The sequence below is a fragment of the Methylobacterium mesophilicum SR1.6/6 genome (assembly GCF_000364445.2).
Lineage (GTDB): Bacteria > Pseudomonadota > Alphaproteobacteria > Rhizobiales > Beijerinckiaceae > Methylobacterium > Methylobacterium mesophilicum_A.
Window position 1 is genome coordinate 6,424,456 of record NZ_CP043538.1, and the last position, 18,837, is coordinate 6,443,292.

General features: G+C 70.3%; 8 protein-coding genes. 4 read left to right on the forward strand and 4 right to left on the reverse strand.

Annotation, left to right across the window (positions count from 1 at the left end; genetic code table 11):
* The first annotated feature begins 115 nt into the window (after positions 1–115).
* Positions 116–1,177 (forward strand): hypothetical protein, encoded by a 1,062-nt coding sequence (locus MMSR116_RS30660; protein ID WP_010687045.1) that lies wholly within the window; start codon positions 116–118, stop codon positions 1,175–1,177.
* Positions 1,178–1,554: 377 nt separating this feature from the next.
* Positions 1,555–3,252 carry a methyl-accepting chemotaxis protein gene (locus MMSR116_RS30665; protein ID WP_083920325.1) on the forward strand — a complete coding sequence of 566 codons (1,698 nt, stop codon included), beginning with the start codon at positions 1,555–1,557 and terminating at the stop codon, positions 3,250–3,252.
* A gap of 71 nt (positions 3,253–3,323) precedes the next feature.
* Here the strand turns inward: MMSR116_RS30665 and MMSR116_RS30670 are convergent, their stop codons facing one another.
* Positions 3,324–5,789 carry a glycogen/starch/alpha-glucan phosphorylase gene (locus tag MMSR116_RS30670; protein ID WP_244625569.1) on the reverse strand — a complete coding sequence of 822 codons (2,466 nt, stop codon included), beginning with the start codon at positions 5,787–5,789 and terminating at the stop codon, positions 3,324–3,326.
* Between the two features lie 459 nt (positions 5,790–6,248).
* Here MMSR116_RS30670 and MMSR116_RS30675 point away from each other — a divergent pair, with 459 nt between their 5' ends.
* Together MMSR116_RS30675 and glgA are read left to right on the forward strand one after the other, a co-directional pair.
* On the forward strand, positions 6,249–7,832 hold the full coding sequence (locus tag MMSR116_RS30675; protein ID WP_010687042.1) for an alpha-amylase family glycosyl hydrolase: 1,584 nt from the start codon (positions 6,249–6,251) through the stop codon (positions 7,830–7,832).
* 227 nt (positions 7,833–8,059) lie between these two features.
* The gene (gene glgA, locus MMSR116_RS30680; RefSeq protein ID WP_010687041.1) at positions 8,060–9,598 is read left to right on the forward strand and encodes a glycogen synthase GlgA; all 1,539 of its coding nucleotides are present in this window, start codon (positions 8,060–8,062) and stop codon (positions 9,596–9,598) included.
* A 71-nt stretch (positions 9,599–9,669) separates the two neighbouring features.
* Here the strand turns inward: glgA and glgB are convergent, their stop codons facing one another.
* The 3 genes from glgB to MMSR116_RS30695 all read right to left on the reverse strand — a co-directional run bounded on the left by glgB (position 9,670) and on the right by MMSR116_RS30695 (position 18,772).
* The gene (glgB, locus tag MMSR116_RS30685; protein ID WP_010687040.1) at positions 9,670–11,952 is read right to left on the reverse strand and encodes a 1,4-alpha-glucan branching protein GlgB; all 2,283 of its coding nucleotides are present in this window, start codon (positions 11,950–11,952) and stop codon (positions 9,670–9,672) included.
* Positions 11,949–15,227 (reverse strand): maltose alpha-D-glucosyltransferase, encoded by a 3,279-nt coding sequence (gene treS, locus MMSR116_RS30690; protein ID WP_010687039.1) that lies wholly within the window; start codon positions 15,225–15,227, stop codon positions 11,949–11,951. The genes glgB and treS overlap by 4 nt, the downstream gene beginning before the upstream one ends.
* A 149-nt stretch (positions 15,228–15,376) precedes the next feature.
* Positions 15,377–18,772, reverse strand: coding sequence for a maltotransferase domain-containing protein (locus tag MMSR116_RS30695; RefSeq protein WP_010687038.1), 3,396 nt, complete (start codon positions 18,770–18,772; stop codon positions 15,377–15,379).
* Positions 18,773–18,837: the final 65 nt, after the last annotated feature.

The following is an 18,837-nucleotide window of genomic DNA, read 5'->3' on the forward strand; positions in this document are numbered from 1 at the left end:
CCGCCTTCCTCGACGCCTTCCTCGACGCCTTCCGCCTCGACGCCGTGGCACTCCGCTGATACCCGCGCCGGGATGGCCGCCGCGCGACGCCGACCCAGAGCCGATCCGAGTCCCGATGTTCCGCGTCCTCTGCCTCGGCTACAGCGTCACCGAGCTGCCGGGCTATGTCGAGCGGGCCAATGCCCTGGCCGAGGCCGAGGGAAGCCCCGTGACCTTGCTGCGGAGCGGCTGGGGCGGCCACTCCCTGCCCTCCATCGCCTGCCTGATCGACGAGATCCTGGACGCGATCCCCTGCGACTCCGTCCTCCTGGAGCTGTTCACCGGCAATGTCCGCTACTTCGACGGCGCGACTATGCGGGCCTATCTCGACGACATCCTCGCGGCGACCGCCCGGCGGGACCTGCCGGTGGCCTTCCTCAACCTGCACCAGGGCGGCGTCGATTACGCGGCCGAGCCCGTGGCCGGCCTGCTCGCGGAGTACCGCGCCCTCTACGGCATCCGGGCCCTCGACGTCGCCGCCCCGGTGGCGGCGGCCGGCGCCGGCGACATCACCTATCTCCTGAAGGACGGGACCCACGTCACGCCGGCCGGCGCCGAACTCTACGGCACCCTGGTCTACAGCTTCCTGCGCGCGCCCCTCCCGGGCCGCGCCTACGTCGCCCGGTTCCGGACCCTGCCGGGCCGGTTCGAATCCCTGCCGCTGCGTACCCGCCCCGACCTGGATTGCCGGTTCGAATTGCGGCGCAACGGCATCCCGCTGCATTTCCTGGAGATCCCCGAGGGCCTGCGCGTCGAGGTCCCGCTCGGGCGTCCCCGCGACGTGATCGGCGTTCTGGTGACCTACGGGCCGCAGGCCGGGACGCTGACGGTCGAGGATCAGACCGGGCGCGCGCACGGCCTCGTGGCCTACGATGAATTCTCCTACTACACGCGGTCGATGTTCCGCAGCGTCCCCCTGCCGGCCGCGCGCCTGCTGAGGATCACGCAGTCGGCGCAGCGCCCGGACATCGCCCTGCGCAAGGGCACGCCGGATCCGGGCCCGCGGATCGGGCGCGTGTCGCACATCTTCTGCCGACGCCGCCTGAGCCTCTCCGAGCGCGCCGCACGTCTCCGCCACCGCCTCTCGCGCACCCTGCGTCGCATCGCACTGCGGCTCGCGGATGGCTGTGGGGCGTGAGCCCGGTCCTGACCGGAGCAGGCAGCGGCGCGTTGTCGATGGCGGTCCTCTGAGACCGTCCGGCGGCCGCGAGGCTCATCGGACCGGAAGGCCGGGTTCCCGCAGACGAACGCCACGGCTCCCGACCCGATCCGAGGGCGTCGCGGACGTCGATGCCTCCAGGACAGCCAGCGATTTCCTGCGGCAGGCTCTGTGGCGCTCGACGGCCGCAACTTGTCTTACGCATGTCTGACGCGTGCGTTGTATTTATATGCGGATCGAATATATGACGACTGCGCAAAAATATATCGTATCAAAAAACAAATATTTTGAAGACTGGATTCAAAGAATTTATCTGTGCTAAGCCCCCGCCCGAGTCGAGGCGGAGATCAACGCGGATGCGGTTCTTGAGAAACGCCAAATTGACGGTGAAGATGTCTGCACCGATTCTCATCATGGTGCTGGCTAGTTCGATATTGATTTCCTATTCGATAAGTTCTTTCAAATCCATGGAGCAGAGAAACATCTATTTGGTGGACTATTATTTCAAGCGACTGGAGATGTTCGCGCAGCTCCGGGAGAAATTCCTCGACGCGGCCCTCATGAACCGCAACATCATCATCGGCCAGCCGGAGAGCGACCTCCCCCTGTATCGCAAACGCTACGAGGACTCCGTCAAGGCGGTGGCCGACAGCATCGAGACGCTGGCGGCGGGTTCCCGGCGAAAGGAGGTTCAGGATATCCAGCGCACCATCGGCAGGATAGCCCGGGATTATTTCGACCTGCTCGACCGCGCCAACGCCCTCGCCCTCCGGAACGACAGGGCCGCGGCCATCCAGGTCGGCCTCGTCGCGGGCCGCGACATCCGGGCCCGGTTCGAGAGGGCGGCCCAGGATTACGAGGCGCTGGCGACGGCCCGCCTCGGCGAGGCGAAGATCGCCACCCAGCAGGAGGCCGAGCAGGCGCGGACGGTGCTGATCGGCTCCGCCCTGGTGGGCCTGCTCGCCGCCCTGGGCCTCTCCGCGGCCATCGTCATGGTCGGCGTGACGCGGCCCCTGCACCGCCTCGTCGCCGTGCTGCAGCGCATGGCCCAGGGCGACATCGAGGCCACGATCGCGGAGGCGCGGCGGGGCGACGAGATCGGGACGGTCGGCCGGGCGGTCGAGGCGATCAAGGCCATGGTCGCCCGCACCGCCGCCGCCGAGGCCGAGCGCAGGCGGCTCGCGGATGCCGGAGCCGCCCGGGTGCGCAAGGACGCCATGATGGGCCTGGCCCGGACCTTCGAGGAGGCGGTGGCCAAGATCGTGCACCGCGTCTCCTCCTCGGCGAATGAACTCGAGGGCACCGCCCACCAGATGACCGAGACCGCCCGGGAGACGGCCATCCAATCCGGCGCGGTGGCGACGGCGGCGGAGGAGGCCGCCGTCAACATCAACACCGTCGCGGCCTCGACCGAGCGGCTCGGCAGCGCCATCCTGGCGATCGGCCACCAGGCAAGCGGCTCGTCCGAACTCGCCCAGCAGGCGGTCGGCGAGGCCGACCAGACCGCCGGCCTCGTGTCCGAGCTGCAGGCGGCGGCCGCCGAGATCGGCGACGTTGTGCGGCTGATCTCGTCCATCGCCGGCCAGACCAACCTGCTGGCGCTCAACGCCACGATCGAGGCGGCCCGCGCCGGCGAGGCCGGCCGCGGCTTCGCCGTGGTGGCGGGCGAGGTGAAGGATCTCGCCGAGAAGACCGCCAAGGCGACCGACGGGATCGCCGCGCAGATCGGGCGGATCCAGGGCGTGACCGGCGCCGCGGTCGCGGCGATCGGCACGATCATCGCGCGGATCCGCGAGATCAACGGGGTCGCGATCGCGATCGCCGCGGCCGTGGAGGAGCAGGGCGCGGCGACCCAGGAGATCGTGCGCAACATCGCCCACGCGACGCGGGGTGCCACCGAGGTGACCGGCACGATCGCCGGCGTCGCCGAGGCGTCGGAGCGGACGGGGGTCGCGGCCGATCACGTGCTCACGGCCGCCACCGCCCTGTCGCGCCAGTCCGAGCGGCTCTCGGCGGAGGTTGGCCGCTTCCTGGTCGGCGTCCGCGCCGCCTGAGAGCCGCGGGGCCTTCCGAAGACGGCGGACGTCCGCACGGCCGACCCGCCCCTCGGGGGCGGGCCGGGGGCTCAGCCCAGCCGGACCCGCCAGATCTCCCCGGCGTATTCGCGCATCGCCCGGTCGGAGGAGAACCACGCCATGCGGGCGGTGTTGCGGATCGCCTTGGCCCACCAGCCGCGCGGATCGCGCCACGCGGCGTCGATGGCGCGCTGAACCCGCCAGTAATCGTCGAAATCGGCGGTGAGGAGGTACTGGTCGCGCCGGCGCAGGTCGTCGGTGAGCGGCCGGAACCGGCCCGGCTCATCCGGCGAGAACCGCCCCGCGGCGATCATGTCGAGGGCCGCCGCGAGCCGCGGAGAGGCCTCGATCGCCCGGGCCGCGTAGTCCGGCTCGGCCTGCCGGGCCCGCACCCCGTCGGCCTCCAGGCCGAAGATGAAGATGTTCTCCGCCCCGACATGGTCGCGGATCTCGATGTTGGCGCCGTCGAGGGTGCCCACGGTCAGCGCGCCGTTGAGGGCGAACTTCATGTTGCCGGTGCCCGAGGCCTCCATGCCGGCCGTGGAGATCTGCTCCGACAGGTCGGCGGCCGGGATGATCGATTCGGCGAGGCTCACCGAGTAGTTCGGCAGGAACACCACCTTCAGCCGGTCCGCGACCTCGGGATCGTCGTTCACCGCCCTGGCGACGTCGCAGGCGAGCTTGATGATCAGCTTCGCCTGGACGTAGCTCGGCGCCGCCTTGCCGGCGAAGATCTTCACCCGGGGCGTCCAGTCCCGGTGCGGCTCGGCCTTGATCGCCTGGTAGAGCGCCACGGTCTCGATGATGTTGAGGAGCTGGCGCTTGTACTCGTGGATGCGCTTGACCTGGACGTCGAACAAAGCGGCCGGATCGACGTCGATGCCGGTGCGCTCGGCGATGATCGCCGCCAGGGCTTCCTTGCGCTCCCGGCGCACGGCCGCGTAGCGCGCCACGAAGGCCGGATCCTCGGCCTGGGCCTCGAGGCCGCGCAGCAGCTCGGGGTTGTCGAGGACGCCCGCCCCCACCGTCTCCACGGCGAGCCGGGTGAGGCCCGGATTGGCGTTGTGGAACCAGCGGCGGAAGGTGATGCCGTTGGTCTTGTTGACGATCTTGTCCGGATCCAGCGCGTGCAGGTCCGAGAAGACCGTGGAGCGCATCAGGTCCGTGTGCAGCGCCGAGACGCCGTTGACCCGGCGGGCGCCGTGGAAGGCGAGGTGCCCCATGCGCACCCGGCGGCCGTGCGACTCGTCGATCAGCGAGATCGCGGCGAGGTAGGCGGCGGCATCCGCCGACCCTTGCCGGCCGTGCTTGGCCTGCTCCTCCAGGTGCATCCAGTTGATCAGGTAGATGATCTGCATGTGGCGCGGCAGCAGCCGCTCCATCAGCTCCACCGGCCAGGTCTCCAGCGCCTCGGGCAGGAGGGTGTGGTTCGTGTAGTGCAGCGTGTGGGTGGTGACGTGCCACGCATCCTCCCAGGCGAGGCCGTAGACGTCGAGCAGGAGCCGCATCAGCTCCGGCACGGCGATCGCCGGATGCGTGTCGTTGAGCTGGATCGCCGCGTGGTCCGGCAGGGACCGGACGTCGCCGCGCTCCGCCACGTGGCGGGCCACGAGATCCTGGATCGAGGCCGCGGTGAAGAAGTATTCCTGGCGCAGGCGCAGCTCCTGGCCCTCGGCCGAGGAGTCGCTCGGGTAGAGCACCCGGGAGATCGCCTCGGCGCGCATCCGCGCCGCCACCGCGCCGACATGGTCGCCGCCGTTGAAGCGGGCGAGGTCCACGGGCTCGCCGGCCTCGGCCTTCCACAGGCGCAGGGCGTTGACGTGGCGCCCGCGCCAGCCGACCACCGGCACGTCGTGGGCCACCGCCCGCACGGTCTCGGCGGGCTGCCAGTGGCGCCGGATCACCCCGGCTTCCGCGGAGGACATCGTGACCGCGCCGCCGAAGCCGATCGCGTAGGTCGCCTCGGGCCGGGCGAACTCCCAGGGGTTGCCCTCGGCGAGCCAGGTCTCCGGCGCCTCCCGCTGCCAGCCGTCCTCGAAGGACTGGCGGAACAGGCCGTGGTCGTAGCGGATGCCGTAGCCCATGGCCGGGATGCCGATGCTGGCCATGCTCTCCATGAAGCAGGCGGCCAGCCGCCCGAGGCCGCCGTTGCCGAGCGCCGCGTCCGGCTCGGCCTCCTGTACGGCGTCGAGATCGACCCCGAGTTCGCGGAGCGCGGCGCGGGTGGTCTCGGTCAGGCCGAGGTTGTTCATCGCGTCCGACATCAGCCGGCCGATCAGGAACTCCAGCGACAGGTAGTAGACGCGCTTGTTCGGCACGCTGCGCTCGGACGCCATGCAGGCCGCCACGATCCGCTCGCGCAGGGCGAGGGCGGTCGCCGCGAACCAGTCCCGCGGGCGGGCGCTCTCCGGCGTCCGGCCCAGCGCGAAGGCGAGCTTGGCGCGGATCGATTCCCGCAGGTCCACCACCGCATCGCCACTTGCGGACAGGACCGGGGCGGTCCATGAAGCGGCCACCGGAGCCTCCGGAGCGCGCGCGTCACGGGCGGTATCCTGTCGGGCAGCATCCTGGCGGGCGGCATCTTGCGGCGCGGGCCGGATCAGAACGTCGTTCAACACGTGCGGGTCCCCCAAAAGTCTGATCCCCGGATTCTCTGCCGGGGCGTCGTGGGCGGATTATCTCTCGTGATGGATTGCCGCCGCATGAACGGACCGGCAATCCGTGCCCCGAAGCGTCCGAGTGTGCGGTCGGCTTCCGGCGAAGTCGTGGCAGCGCCGCTCCAGCGCGGCGCGCGGGCACGTCCGGGAACATATGGCAGGCCATCGTGACATTCCAGTCACAGGCCCTGCATACCTCTACGTAGAGCCTCCGCGGCTTCGGACGGCTTCGGACCGCCGCGCGGCGGCGGTCGCCAGCGCGCGGGTCTGCGGGTAACCCTGGCGGCGGCCTTGGGCCGGCAAGACGAGAGGGGCAGCATGACCGAGACCGTCTGGTGGAAGCGCGGGACCGTCTACCAAGTCTATCCCCGCTCCTTTCAGGACACGAACGGTGACGGCGTCGGCGACCTGCCGGGGATCACGGCGCGCCTGGACTACCTCGCGTGGCTCGGCGTCGACGCCGTGTGGATCTCGCCGGTCTACCCCTCGCCCATGGCGGATTTCGGCTACGACGTGGCCGATTACTGCGGGATCGACCCGCTGTTCGGAACGCTGGCGGATTTCGACGTCCTGATCGCCGAGGCCCACCGGCGCCGGCTGAAGGTGATCCTCGACTTCGTGCCGAACCACTCCTCGATCGCGCATTCCTGGTTCGCGGAGAGCCGGTCGTCGCGGTCGAGCCCGAAGCGGGACTGGTATATCTGGCGCGATCCCGCCCCCGGCGGCGGCCCGCCCAACAACTGGCTGTCGAACTTCGGCGGCCCGGCCTGGACGCTGGATGAGGCCAGCGGTCAGTACTACTACCACGCCTTCCTGAAGGAGCAGCCGGACCTCAACTGGCGCAATCCCGCCGTGCGGGACGCCATGCACGACGTGCTCCGCTTCTGGCTGGAGCGCGGAGTCGACGGGTTCCGGGTCGACGTGATCTGGCACCTGATGAAGGATGCGGGGTTTCGCGACAACCCGGCCAATCCCGACTACGCGCCGGGCTCGCCCGAGATCAACCGCTTCACCCAGGTCTACTCCGCCGACCGGCCGGAGATCTTCGACGTGATCGCCGGGATGCGGTCGGTGCTGCGCCAGTACGGCGAGCGGGTGCTGATCGGCGAAATCTACCTGCCGGTGGAGCGGCTGGTGGCCTATTACGGACCGGACCTCACCGGGGCCGACCTGCCGTTCAACTTCCAGCTGATCCAGACGCCCTGGCGGGCCGACGCGGTGGCTGAGCTGGTGGCCGATTACGAGGCGGCCCTGCCCGAGGGCGGCTGGCCGAACTGGGTGCTGGGCAATCATGACCAGCCGCGCATCGCCGCGCGGGTCGGCGCCGATCAGGCCCGCATCGCCGCGATGCTGCTGCTCACCTTGCGCGGCACGCCGACCCTCTATTACGGCGACGAGATCGGCCTCGGCCACGTGCCGATCCCGCCCGGGCGCGCCCGCGACCCGTGGGAGCACAACGAGCCCGGGCACGGCCGCGACCCGGAGCGCACGCCGATGCAGTGGGACGACGGCCCGAACGCGGGCTTCTCCGCCGCCGAACCCTGGCTGCCGCTCGCCGAGGATTGGGAGACCCGCAACGTCGAGGCGCAGCGCTCGGACCCGGCCTCGATGCTCACCCTGCACCGGCGTCTGCTGGCCCTGCGCCGCGACCACGCGGCGTTGTCCGTCGGCGGATACCGGGCGCTGCCGCCGGGGGGGACGGAGGTGTTCGCCTACGAGCGGTTCGCCGAGGATCAGGTTCTGCGCGTGATCCTGAACTTCGGCGGGTCGGCGCAGGACCTCCCTCTGCCCGAGGGCGACTGGACAATCCTGCTCTCGACCCGCGCCGGGCGGGCGGGCGAGCGGACCGCCTCCACCCTGATCCTCGATGCCGCCGAAGGGGTGATCCTGAGCCGCGCCTGAGAAGCCGCGCCTGAGGGTATTCGGCGGTTCTCGCACGATTTCCGCGGTGATTTCTTGCCGCAGTGCGGTATGGGTAACGTCGGCTTAAGGATGCCGGTGGCCTAGTTTGTGCGTCGCAACGGAACCGTCGCGGCGGAGGAGCATTGACCGTGGTTGAGATCGCGACAGCCGTGCCTGCCCGATCCTCTGCCAGACCGGGGCATTCCGCCCGGCCAGGATCGGTTTCAATGCTCGATGCGCGTCTCGGTGGTGCCTTCGCCGAGTGGTCTGCCGGCGCGGGTGACAACATCCGGCACGCAGCAATCCCGGCCCGCCCGGCCTCGCTGCGCCGCCGTATCCTGTACGCCACGCCCGAGATGGCGGATTTCGTGAAGACCGGCGGCCTCGGCGAGGTTTCGGCCGCCCTGCCCCGGGCCCTGGTGCCGCATTACGATATCCGCGTCCTGATCCCCGGTTACCGGCAGGTGCGCGCCGCCTTCCCGGAGATCCCGGTGGTGGCCCGGCTCGACGGCTTCGCGGGCGTCCCGCCCTGCGACCTCGGCCTCGTGGAGGCGGCCGACGGGCTGCGCATCTACGTCCTGCTGAGCCCCGATCTCTACGAGCGCGACGGTACGCCCTACGGCGACCAGAACGGCGATTTCGGCGACAACGACCTGCGCTTCGCCCGCCTCAGCCTCGCGGCGGCGGACCTCGCCGCCGGCGCCGATCCCGACTGGGCGGCCGACCTCCTGCACCTCAACGACTGGCAGGCGGCGCTCGCCCCCGCCTACCTCGCCTGGCGCGGCCGGCGGGTCCCGAGCGTGCTGACGATCCACAACCTCGCCTACCAGGGCCTGTTTCCCCGGGACGCCCTGCCCCGCCTCGGCGTGCCCGATTCCGCCTTCCAGGTGGACGGCGCCGAGTTCTACGGGCAGCTCTCCTTCCTGAAGGCCGGCATCTTCTACGCCTCGCAGGTCACCACGGTGAGCGAGACCTACGCGCGGGAGATTCAGACCCCCGAGATGGGCTGCGGCCTCGACGGGCTGCTGCGCACCCGCGCCGGCCAGGGCCGGCTCGCCGGCATCCTCAACGGCATCGACGAGACCTGGGACCCGAGCACCGACCCGCACCTCGCCACGCGCTTCGAGGTCGACGACTGGAAGGGCAAGCGGGCGAACGCCGAGGCGGTGCGCCGGCAGTTCGGCCTGGCGGTCTCCCGCGGGCCGCTCTTCGCCATCGTGTCGCGCCTCGTCCACCAGAAGGGGATCGATCTGAGCCTGCAGGCGGCCGAGGCCATCGTGGCCGAGGGCGGCCAGCTCGTGGTGATCGGCCAGGGCGAGGGCCGGTTCGAGCAGGCCCTGCGCGGGCTCGCCAAGCGCCATCCCGACGCGGTCGGGGTGCATGTCGGCTTCGAGGAGGCGCAGGCCCGGCGGATGTTCGCCGGCAGCGACTTCCTGCTGATGCCCTCGCGCTTCGAGCCCTGCGGGCTGGCCCAGATGTACGCGCAGCGCTTCGGCTCCCTGCCGATCGTGCGGCGGACCGGCGGCCTCGCCGACACGGTCGAGGACGGGGTGACGGGCTTCACCTTCGGGGAGGCCTCGGCGGCGTCCTTCGGGGCGGCTTTGCGGCGGGCGCTGGAGGCCTTCGGCCAGAAGAAGCGCCTCAACGCCATGCGGCGGCGGGCCATGGCGGCCCGCTTCGGCTGGGATCAGGCCGCCGACAACTATGCCGGGCTGTACGGGCGGGCGATCGGCAACAGCGTCGGGCTGCGCTGGCGGGCGGCGTAAAAGGCGCCCAACGGTCCTGCGATCCTCCCTCCCCCGCAAGGGGGGAGGGAGACGCGCGGTGCGCGTGAGTCCTACCCCTGCAACAAAAAGATCATCGTCGCCAGCGGCGGCAGGGTCAGCGACAGGCTCTGCTTCTGGCCGTGGCTCGCCTGATCCTCGGTCTGGCGGCCGCCCTGGTTGCCGAGGTTCGAACCGCCGTAGATCCCGGCATCCGAGTTGAACGCCTCGCGGTAGAACCCCGCCTGCGGCACGCCGATCCGGTAGCCCTCCCGCGGCACCGGCGTGAAGTTCGCCACCACGATCGCGACCTCGCCGGGCTTGGCGCCCTTGCGGGCCCAGGCGATCACGCTGTTGTCCTGGTCGTCCGCCACCAGCCACTGGAAGCCGGTATGCTCGACGTCGCGGCTGTAGAGGGCGGGCGTCGCGGTGTAGAGCCGGTTGAGGTCGCGGATCACGCTCTGGACGCCCTTGTGCAGGGGATCCTCCAGCAGGTGCCAGTCCAGGCTGTTGTCGTGGTTCCACTCCCGCTCCTGGCCGAACTCACCGCCCATGAACAGCAGCTTCTTGCCGGGATGCCCCCACATGAAGCCGTAATAGGCGCGCAGATTCGCGAATTTCTGCCAGCGGTCGCCCGGCATCTTGCCGAGCAGCGAGCCCTTCCCGTGCACCACCTCGTCGTGAGACAGCGGCAGGATGAAATTCTCCGAGAAGGCGTAGAGCAGCCCGAAGGTCAGGTTGTGGTGGTGGTAGCGGCGATGGATCGGATCCTCCTGCATGAAATGCAGGGTGTCGTGCATCCAGCCCATGTTCCACTTGAAGCCGAAACCCAGGCCGCCCGTATAGGTCGGGTGCGAGACGCCGGGCCAGGAGGTCGATTCCTCCGCCACCGTGATCGTGCCCGGGGCGTGGCTGTAGGTCGCCTCGTTGGTCTTGCGCATGAAGTCGATGGCGTCGAGATTCTCGTTGCCGCCGTAGCGGTTCGGGATCCACTCGCCCTGGCGACGCGAATAGTCGAGGTAGAGCATCGACGCCACGGCATCCACGCGCAGGCCGTCGAGGTGGTAGTGCTCCAGCCAGAACCGGGCATTGGCGGCGAGGAACGTCGCCACCTCCGTGCGCCCGAAATTGTAGATGTAGGTGCCCCAGTCCTGGTGGAAGCCCTGCCGGGGGTCGGCGTGCTCGTAGAGGTGGGTGCCGTCGAACAGGCCGAGCCCGTGGGCGTCGAGGGGGAAGTGGCCCGGCACCCAGTCGAGCAGCACGCCGATGCCGGCCTCGTGCGCGGCGTCCACGAAGGCCGCGAAGTCCTCAGGGCTGCCGAAGCGGCTCGTCGGCGCGAACAGCGAGACCGGCTGGTAGCCCCAGGACCCGTCGAACGGGAACTCGGTGATCGGCAGCATCTCGATATGGGTGAAGCCGAGATCCTTGACGTAGGGGATCAGGCGCTCGGCGAGTTCCCGGTAGGTCAGGTAGCGGTTGCCCTCCTCGGGCACCCGCGCCCAGGAGCCGAGATGGACCTCGTAGACCGAGATCGCCGCGTGGCGGGGGTCCTTGGCGCCGCGGGTCGTCATCCAGCCGGAATCGCGCCAGTCGAACTCCCCGGTCCCGTGGGTGACCGAGGCGGTCTCCGGCGGGTGCTGGGCCGCGAAGGCGACCGGGTCGGCCTTGAGCGGCACGAGGGCGCCGTCGGGGCCGCGGATCTCGAACTTGTAGCGCACGCCGGCCTTGAGGCCCGGCACGAACAGCTCCCAGATGCCGCCGTCCTGCCAGAGGCGCATCGGGTGGCGCCGTCCGTCCCACTCGTTGAAGTCGCCGACCACGCTGACCTTGCGGGCGTTGGGCGCCCAGACGGCGAAGCGGAAGCCGTCGATGCCGTCGAGCTGGCCCGACTGGGCGCCGAGCATCCGGTAGACGAGGTTGGTGCCGACCTCGCGCAGAGCCGCCACGTCGTACTGCTCGATGGAGGAGCCGAAGCCGTAGGGGTCGTAGCGGCGGCGCTTGGCGCCGTCCCAGGATTCCACCTCGATCTCGTAGAGGGGCCGGTGCTCGCCCTCGGCCTTCGCGACCCAGAACCCCTCCGGGTGGCGCTTCTCGAACGGCACGGTGCGGCCGTCCATGACCAGGGTGGCGGCCCGCGCCTCGGGCAGCACGGCGCGCACCTCCCAGGCCTTCGGCCCGACCCGGTGGGGGCCGAGCACCGCGAAGGGATCGCCGTGGTTGGCGGCCATCAGCGCGGCGATCGCGTCCGGATGGACGCTCGGCGGCTGCGCGGCGCCGGAGCCCGGGACATCCGCGGACCGCGCCGTCGCCCCCTCCGGGTCGACCCGCGTTGCGAAGGTCTCGTCGATCACCGTCATTCAGATGCTCCGGGCTCGTGTCCGTCCGTGTCCAGAATGGTGAGAACCCCACGGGCGGGGATTTCGATCCAGTCCGGCCGGTTGTTGGCCTCGTAGTCGACCTCGTAGAGCGCCTTGGTCAGCAGGCAGAGGCGCAGCAGCCGGGTCCGGCTCTCCGGATCGGTCACCGCCGCCCGGGAGCCCTCGACGGCCGCCTCGTAGCCGGCGAGGAAGGCCGCCTCGATCATGCCGCGCCACGCGGTGGCGGCGCCCCGCGCCCGCTCCTCGGCATCGGCGAACCGGGCGGCGATCTCGCGGGTCACGGTCTCGGCGCCGTACGCGAAGGAGCGCATCAGTCCGGCGACGTCGCGCAGCGGCATCGACTTGGCCCGGCGCTCGTCGGCCGGGCGCGAGGGCTCGCCCTCGAAGTCGACGATGATCAGGTCGTTCTCGGCGACCAGCACCTGACCCAGGTGGTAGTCGCCGTGGATGCGGGTCTTGTGGGCGCCCCGCACCGGTTCCGCGGAGAGCGCCGCGATCAGCGCTTCGACCTCGCTCCGGCGCTGGCCGAGTTCCGCGCAGGCCGGCTTGCCGGCATCGAGGCCCCGGTCGGCGAGGCCCTTCAGAGCCCGGAAGGCGCGCTCGGCCTGGTGGCGCGCGTCGCGGGCCAGCACCGCGAGGTCGTCCTCGCCGAAGGGCTCGGCCGCGAAGGCCGGGTCGTCGGTCTCGATGGCGAGCGCCGCGTGCAGCTCGGCGGTGCGCCGCCCGAGCAGGTCCGCCCAGGGCCGGTGGGCCTGGAACGCCTCCTCAGGCGTAGCGGCCTCGCTCTCGGGGGTGAGCACCACGGTCTCGAAGTCCCGGCGCAGGCCCTCCAGCATCAGCGTCCAGGCGTCGCCCTGGTTCATGACGAATTTCTGGAGCACCGCGAGGGCCGTGCGGGTGCCGTCCTCGGCCACGTGTTCGAGCGTGCCGAGCAGGGCGGGCGTGTTGGAAAAATCCGCCTGCTCGGTGAGGAAGCGCCCGACCTCGATCTCGGGATGCATGCCCGGCTGCAGCCGGCGCAGGAGCTTGAGCATCATCTTCGAGCCGATGGCGATCGAGGTGTTGCTCTGCTCGGCCGAGAGCCGGCGGATGTCGGCCACGTCGACCGTGACCTCCGGGTCGAAGGCCGAGGTGGTGGCGAAGACCAGCCGCCCGCTCTCGGTAGGGATCTCGGTGCCCTCGCGCATGTCGTCGATCAGGCAGGCGGCGAAGTCGTTGGAGCCGGCCGCCCCGTAGAGCAGGCCGGTGCGCGGGCCGCGGCGCACCCGCGCCACCGCGAAGGGCAGCAGCGTCTCGTCCTCGCGGCCCTCGTCGACGCCCACGGGCACGAAGTACTCGTGGCTCTCGCCGTTGGCGAGCTGCACCTGCAGCCGCGGCAGCAGGAAGCGCGCGCTGCCGTCGACGTCCTTCAGGGCGGCGCAGTCGATGACCTTGGTGGCCCTGATCCGCGAGCCCTTGGCGCCGAACCAGCGCCGGCTCATCAGGAACGGCGGCACCACGGTGCGCTCGAAGGCGACGCGCTCACGCCCGCTCATCAGGGTCTCGATGCCGCCGGTGAGCACCAGGGTGAACAGCTCCGGCGGCTCCTGCTGCGGCCCGACCGCGCCGGAGCGGGCGGCGCTCAAGCTGAACCAGTAGAACCCGTAGGACGGCAGGGTCAGCAGGTAGGGCAGGTCGCCGATCGGCGGAAACTCGGTGCCGCCGGTCAATTCGATCGGCACCGCGGTGCGCAGCTCCGACAGGTCGAGCTGCACCGCCTGCGGCGCCCGGGACAGGTTCGCCACGCACAGGATCCGCTCGTCCTCGTGCTCGCGGATCCAGGCCAGGACCTTGCGGTTGCCCGGATAGAGGAACTGGATCGTGCCGCGCCCCAGGGCGACGCTGTTGTTGCGGATCGCGATCATCCGCCGCGTCCAGTTCAGCAGGCTCGTCTGCGCCTGGGTCTGCGCCTCGACGTTGATCGCGTCGAACCCGTAGATCGGGTCCTGGATCGCCGGCAGGAACAGGCGCTGCGGGTTCGCCCGGGAGAAGCCGCCGTTGCGGTCGGGGGTCCACTGCATGGGCGTGCGCACGCCGTCGCGGTCGCCGAGGTAGATGTTGTCGCCCATCCCGATCTCGTCGCCGTAGTAGAGCACCGGCGTGCCGGGCATCGACAGGACGAGGGACTTCATCAGCTCGATCTTGCGCCGGTCGTTCTCCAGCAGCGGCGCGAGGCGGCGGCGGATGCCGAGGTTGATCCGGGCGCGCCGCTCGGCGGCGTAGAACGACCAGAGGTAGTCACGCTCCTCGGCGGTGACCATTTCCAAGGTCAGCTCGTCGTGGTTCCGCAAGAAAATCGCCCACTGGCAGCCCTCGGGGATCTCCGGGGTCTGGCGCATGATGTCGGTGATCGGGTGCCGGTCCTCCCGGGCGATCGCCATGTACATCCGCGGCATCAGCGGGAAGTGGAACGCCATGTGGCATTCGTCGCCGTCGCCGAAATACTGGGCGGTCTCCTCGGGCCACTGGTTGGCCTCGGCGAGCAGCATCCGGTCCGGGTAGCTGGCGTCGAGCGCGGCGCGGATCGCCTTGATGACGTCGTGCGTCTCGGCGAGGTTCTCGCAGTTCGTGCCGTCGCGCTCGATCAGGTAGGGGATCGCGTCGAGGCGCAGGCCGTCGACGCCCATGTCGAGCCAGTAGCGCATGACCTCGATCACGGCCTCCAGCACGGCCGGGTTGTCGAAGTTCAGGTCCGGCTGGTGGCTGTAGAACCGGTGCCAGAAATACTGCTTGGCGACCGGATCCCAGGTCCAGTTCGAGGCCTCGGTGTCGAGGAAGATGATCCGCGTATCCTTGTACGGCTCGTCGGTGTCCGACCAGACGTAAAACTCGCGCTCCGGCGAGCCGGGGGGCGCCTCGCGGGCGGCCTGGAACCAGGGGTGCTGGTCGCTGGTGTGGTTGATGACGAGCTCGGTGATGACCCGCAGGCCCCGCTCGTGCGCCGCCTCCACGAAGGCCTTGAAGTCGTCCATGGTCCCGTAGGACGGGTTGATGTCCCGGTAGTCGGCGATGTCGTAGCCGTCGTCGCGCAGCGGCGAGGGGTAGAACGGCATCAGCCAGATCGCCGTGACGCCGAGGTCCCGGACGTAGTCGAGGCGCTGGGTCAGGCCCTCGAAATCCCCGATCCCGTCGTTGTTCGAGTCGAAGAACGACTTGACGTGGATCTGGTAGATGATGGCGTCACGGTACCATTGCGGGTCGCTGCGATCGATCATCGCGTCGCTGCCTCATCGGTCGAATCTGACGGAACCGGCGGGGGGACCGGCCGGGACGCGGGCGGTGGGCCGCCGCGCGGGGTGCAATGGTCGGCGACGGACAAGCCGCCGCCGGTCTCACGTGTCATGGTCGAGTGCCACGGGCGGCCTCAGCCCGCAACCCGCCGCGGCGCCCGGAGGCGCCAGATGACGCAGGACCGCTCCGCCGGGTCGAGGGCGATCCGGTGGGTCTTGCCGCGCAGCTCGAACCGGTAGCCCTGCAGCAGATCCTCGACCTCGACGGCCCCGTCATCGGGCAAGCCGAACAGCCAGAGCGGCACCTCGTAGGTGCATTCCTGGCGGTTCTTCGGATCGAGGTTGACCATGGTGAAGATGCAGTTGTCGCGCTCCGGCGTCGCCTTGGCGTAGGCGATGATCTGATCGTTCCAGGCGCCCGTGAAGGTGACGTTGCGGAAGTCCCAGAGGGCGGGATTCTCGCGCCGGATCCTGTTGAGCTTGACGATGTGCTCGCGGATGTTGCCGGGCCGGTCGTAGTCCCAGGCCTTCAGCTCGTACTTTTCCGAGTTGAGGTACTCCTCCTTGCCCGGGTACGGCGCGGCCTCGCACAGCTCGAAGCCGTTGTAGATGCCGTAGACCGACGAGAGGGTCGCGGCGAGCGTGCCGCGGATGACGAAGCCCGCGCGCCCGCTGGTCTGGAGGAAGTACGGGTTGATGTCGGGCGTGTTGGCGAAGAAATTCGGGCGGTAATACTCGCCCATCTCGCCGGCCAGCTCCAGGGCGTAGTCGGTCAGTTCCTGCTTGGTGTTGCGCCACGTGAAGTAGGTGTAGCTCTGCTGGTAGCCGGCCTTGGCGAGCTTCTTCATCATCTTCGGCCGGGTGAAGGCCTCGGCGAGGAAGATCGCGTCCGGATAGCGGCCGTTGACCTCGCCGATCACCCATTCCCAGAACGGGATCGGCTTGGTGTGCGGGTTGTCGACCCGGAAGATGCGCACGCCCCGGGCGCACCAGCCGAGCAGGATGTCGCGCAATTCGATCCAGAGCGAGGGCAGGGCACCGCCGTAGAAATGGACGTTCGAGATGTCCTCGTACTTCTTCGGCGGGTTCTCGGCGAATTTCAGCGTGCCGTCGGGGCGCCACTCGAACCATTCCGGGTGGTTCTTGATCCAGGGATGGTCGGGCGAGCACTGGATCGCGAAGTCGAGGGCGATCTCCATCCCGTAGGCGTGGCTCGCCGCGACCAGCCGCTCGAAATCCGCGAGCGTGCCGAGGTCCGGGTGCACGGCCTCGTGGCCGCCCTCCTCCGAGCCCACCGCGTAGACCGAGCCGACATCGCCGGGCTCGGCCTTGAGGGTGTTGTTCTTCCCCTTGCGGTTGGTGCGGCCCACGGGATGGATCGGCGTGAAGTAGAGGACGTCGAAGCCGAGCTCGCGGATCTCGGGCAGGCGCCGGATGACGTCGTCGAAGGTGCCGTGGCGATTCACGTCCATCGACTGGGAGCGCGGGAAGATCTCGTACCAGGCGGAGAACCGGGCCGCGAGGCGGTCGGCGATCACCGGCAGGGTCACGGGATACCGGGTGAGGTTCACCCGCTCGGCGTTCCGGCGCACGAGGCGCGACGCGTCGGGCTGGAGGATCCGGTCGAGCTGGGCGGCCGAGCCGGTCTCCTCGGCGGCGAGCGCCGCCACGAGCGCGGCGAGGCGCTCGGCGTCGCGGCCGCCCCGGGTGCGCGCCAGGGAGGCGGCGGTCCCGACCAGCGCCACGCCCTCGATCGTCTCCAGGCGGACGTCGACGCCGGCGGCGCGCTTCTTCAGGGTGTCGCGCACCCAGGACGAGAACGCGTCGCGCCACGCGATCAGGGTGAACTCGTAGCGGGCGTTCCGCTCCAGGGGGAAGTGCCCGGCCCAGCGGTCGTTGTCGACGAAGACCATCGGGTCCTCGCGCCAGGTCTCGCCGCCGGACTTGTCGCTGCCGGCGACCCGCGACAGGATCGCGGCGTCAATGATCTCGTGGCCGTCGGAGAAGATGTCGGCCTCGACCCGCAGGGACTCGCCGACGATCCGCTTCACCGCCGAGCGGCCGCCGTCGAGTTCGGGGCTCACCGCCTCGATCACCACCCGGCCCTCGCCGTCCGGGATCCCGCGGGCGGGAAGCCGGGCGACCTCCTGGGCGTTGGCGGCGAGGATGCGCAGCTCGCCGGGCATCAGGTCGATGGCGCTGCCGGGGTGGAAGGCGATCGGCTCGGCCTCGGGCGTCCGGTCGACGAAGGCGCCGAGCAGGCCGCCGGTGCGGGCGATGAGCGCGCCGGCCTCCACCGGCACCGGCTTGTCGGTCGGGTTGTAGAGCACGATCAGCCCGTGCCGGGCCGAGGCCGGGTGGCCGGTGTCGAAGCGGGCGAGCGCCACGAGATCGCTGTCGGGGGATGAGATCCGGACCTGCGCGCCCTCGACGTTGGCGGCCGGCAGCTCCGCCCGCAGGGCGTTGATCGCCCGGATGGACGCGGAGATGTCGATGCCGGTCTCGTTCTCGCGGTCACGCGGGGTGGTCTCGACCACGTGCAGCGCCCGGCGGTAGCCCCACTCGTAGCCGATCGGCATCAGCACGCCCGCCGAGAAGAAGGCGGCCAGCGCGTAGCGGGTGCGCAGGTGCTGCGCCACGGCCTCGGGGCCGCCGCCGATGTCGGCGGCCAGCCGCTTCATGTCGTGGTTCTCGGGGAAGGCGATGGAGGGGGCGAGCACCCGCAGGCGCTCGTACTGCTCCAGCGCCCAGGGCTTCTTCAGGTCCCACCACGCGAAGGAGTTGAACAGGTAGTCGAAGCCGGCGCCGGCCGTGGCCCGGGCCTCCTCGAAGGTGCAGCCTAGCGTTTCGGCGGCGAACAGGCAGGCAGCGTCGCGCTCTTTGGCCTGCCCGATCAGCACCCGCCACGTCTCCGGCGGCACCTTGTAGGCGGCGTCGCACCGGAAGCCCTTCACGCCGAGCCCCTGGAGATGCGCCACGTAGGCGCCCCAGATCCGGGTCAGCGTGTCCCGGGCGGCCGGCGTGTGATAGTCGAGCTCGGCCAGATCACCCCAGACGGTGCGGATCGACGGGTCGTCCGGGTCGACGGCGGCCGGGTGCATGATCGAGCCGTCGGGCTCCTTCATAAACAGGTCGGGCCGCTCGGTGGCGAGCCGCGCGTCGTCGGCGGTGTGGTTGATCACGAGGTCGGTCATCACCGACAGGCCCAGCGCCTGTGCGGCGGTGCAGAAGCGGCGGATCTGTTCGTCGTCCGGCGTGCCGTCGGGGTCGCGGAAGCGCTCGTCCAGCCGCTCCGGATCGGCCACCGCGTAGAGGCTCTTCGATCCGCCGGTCTGGTGGAACGGGTTGAGGTAGATCCAGTCGAAGCCGAGGGCCGCGATCCGCGGCAATTCGGCGGTCCAGTCCGCGACGCGCCCGACCAGGAGCGGGAACAGGTTGTAGATCCGCGGCCCCTCGGCCCGGGGCGCGAGCGAGGCCGGCAGGACGGCCTCGGCTCCGGACGTCGCGGCGGCTTTGGTCGGTGCGTTCATGCGGCCCCTCGGCTCCCCTTCCCTGTGTCGTAACGCCCGAACCGCGCGGGTGTGCCGCGCGGATC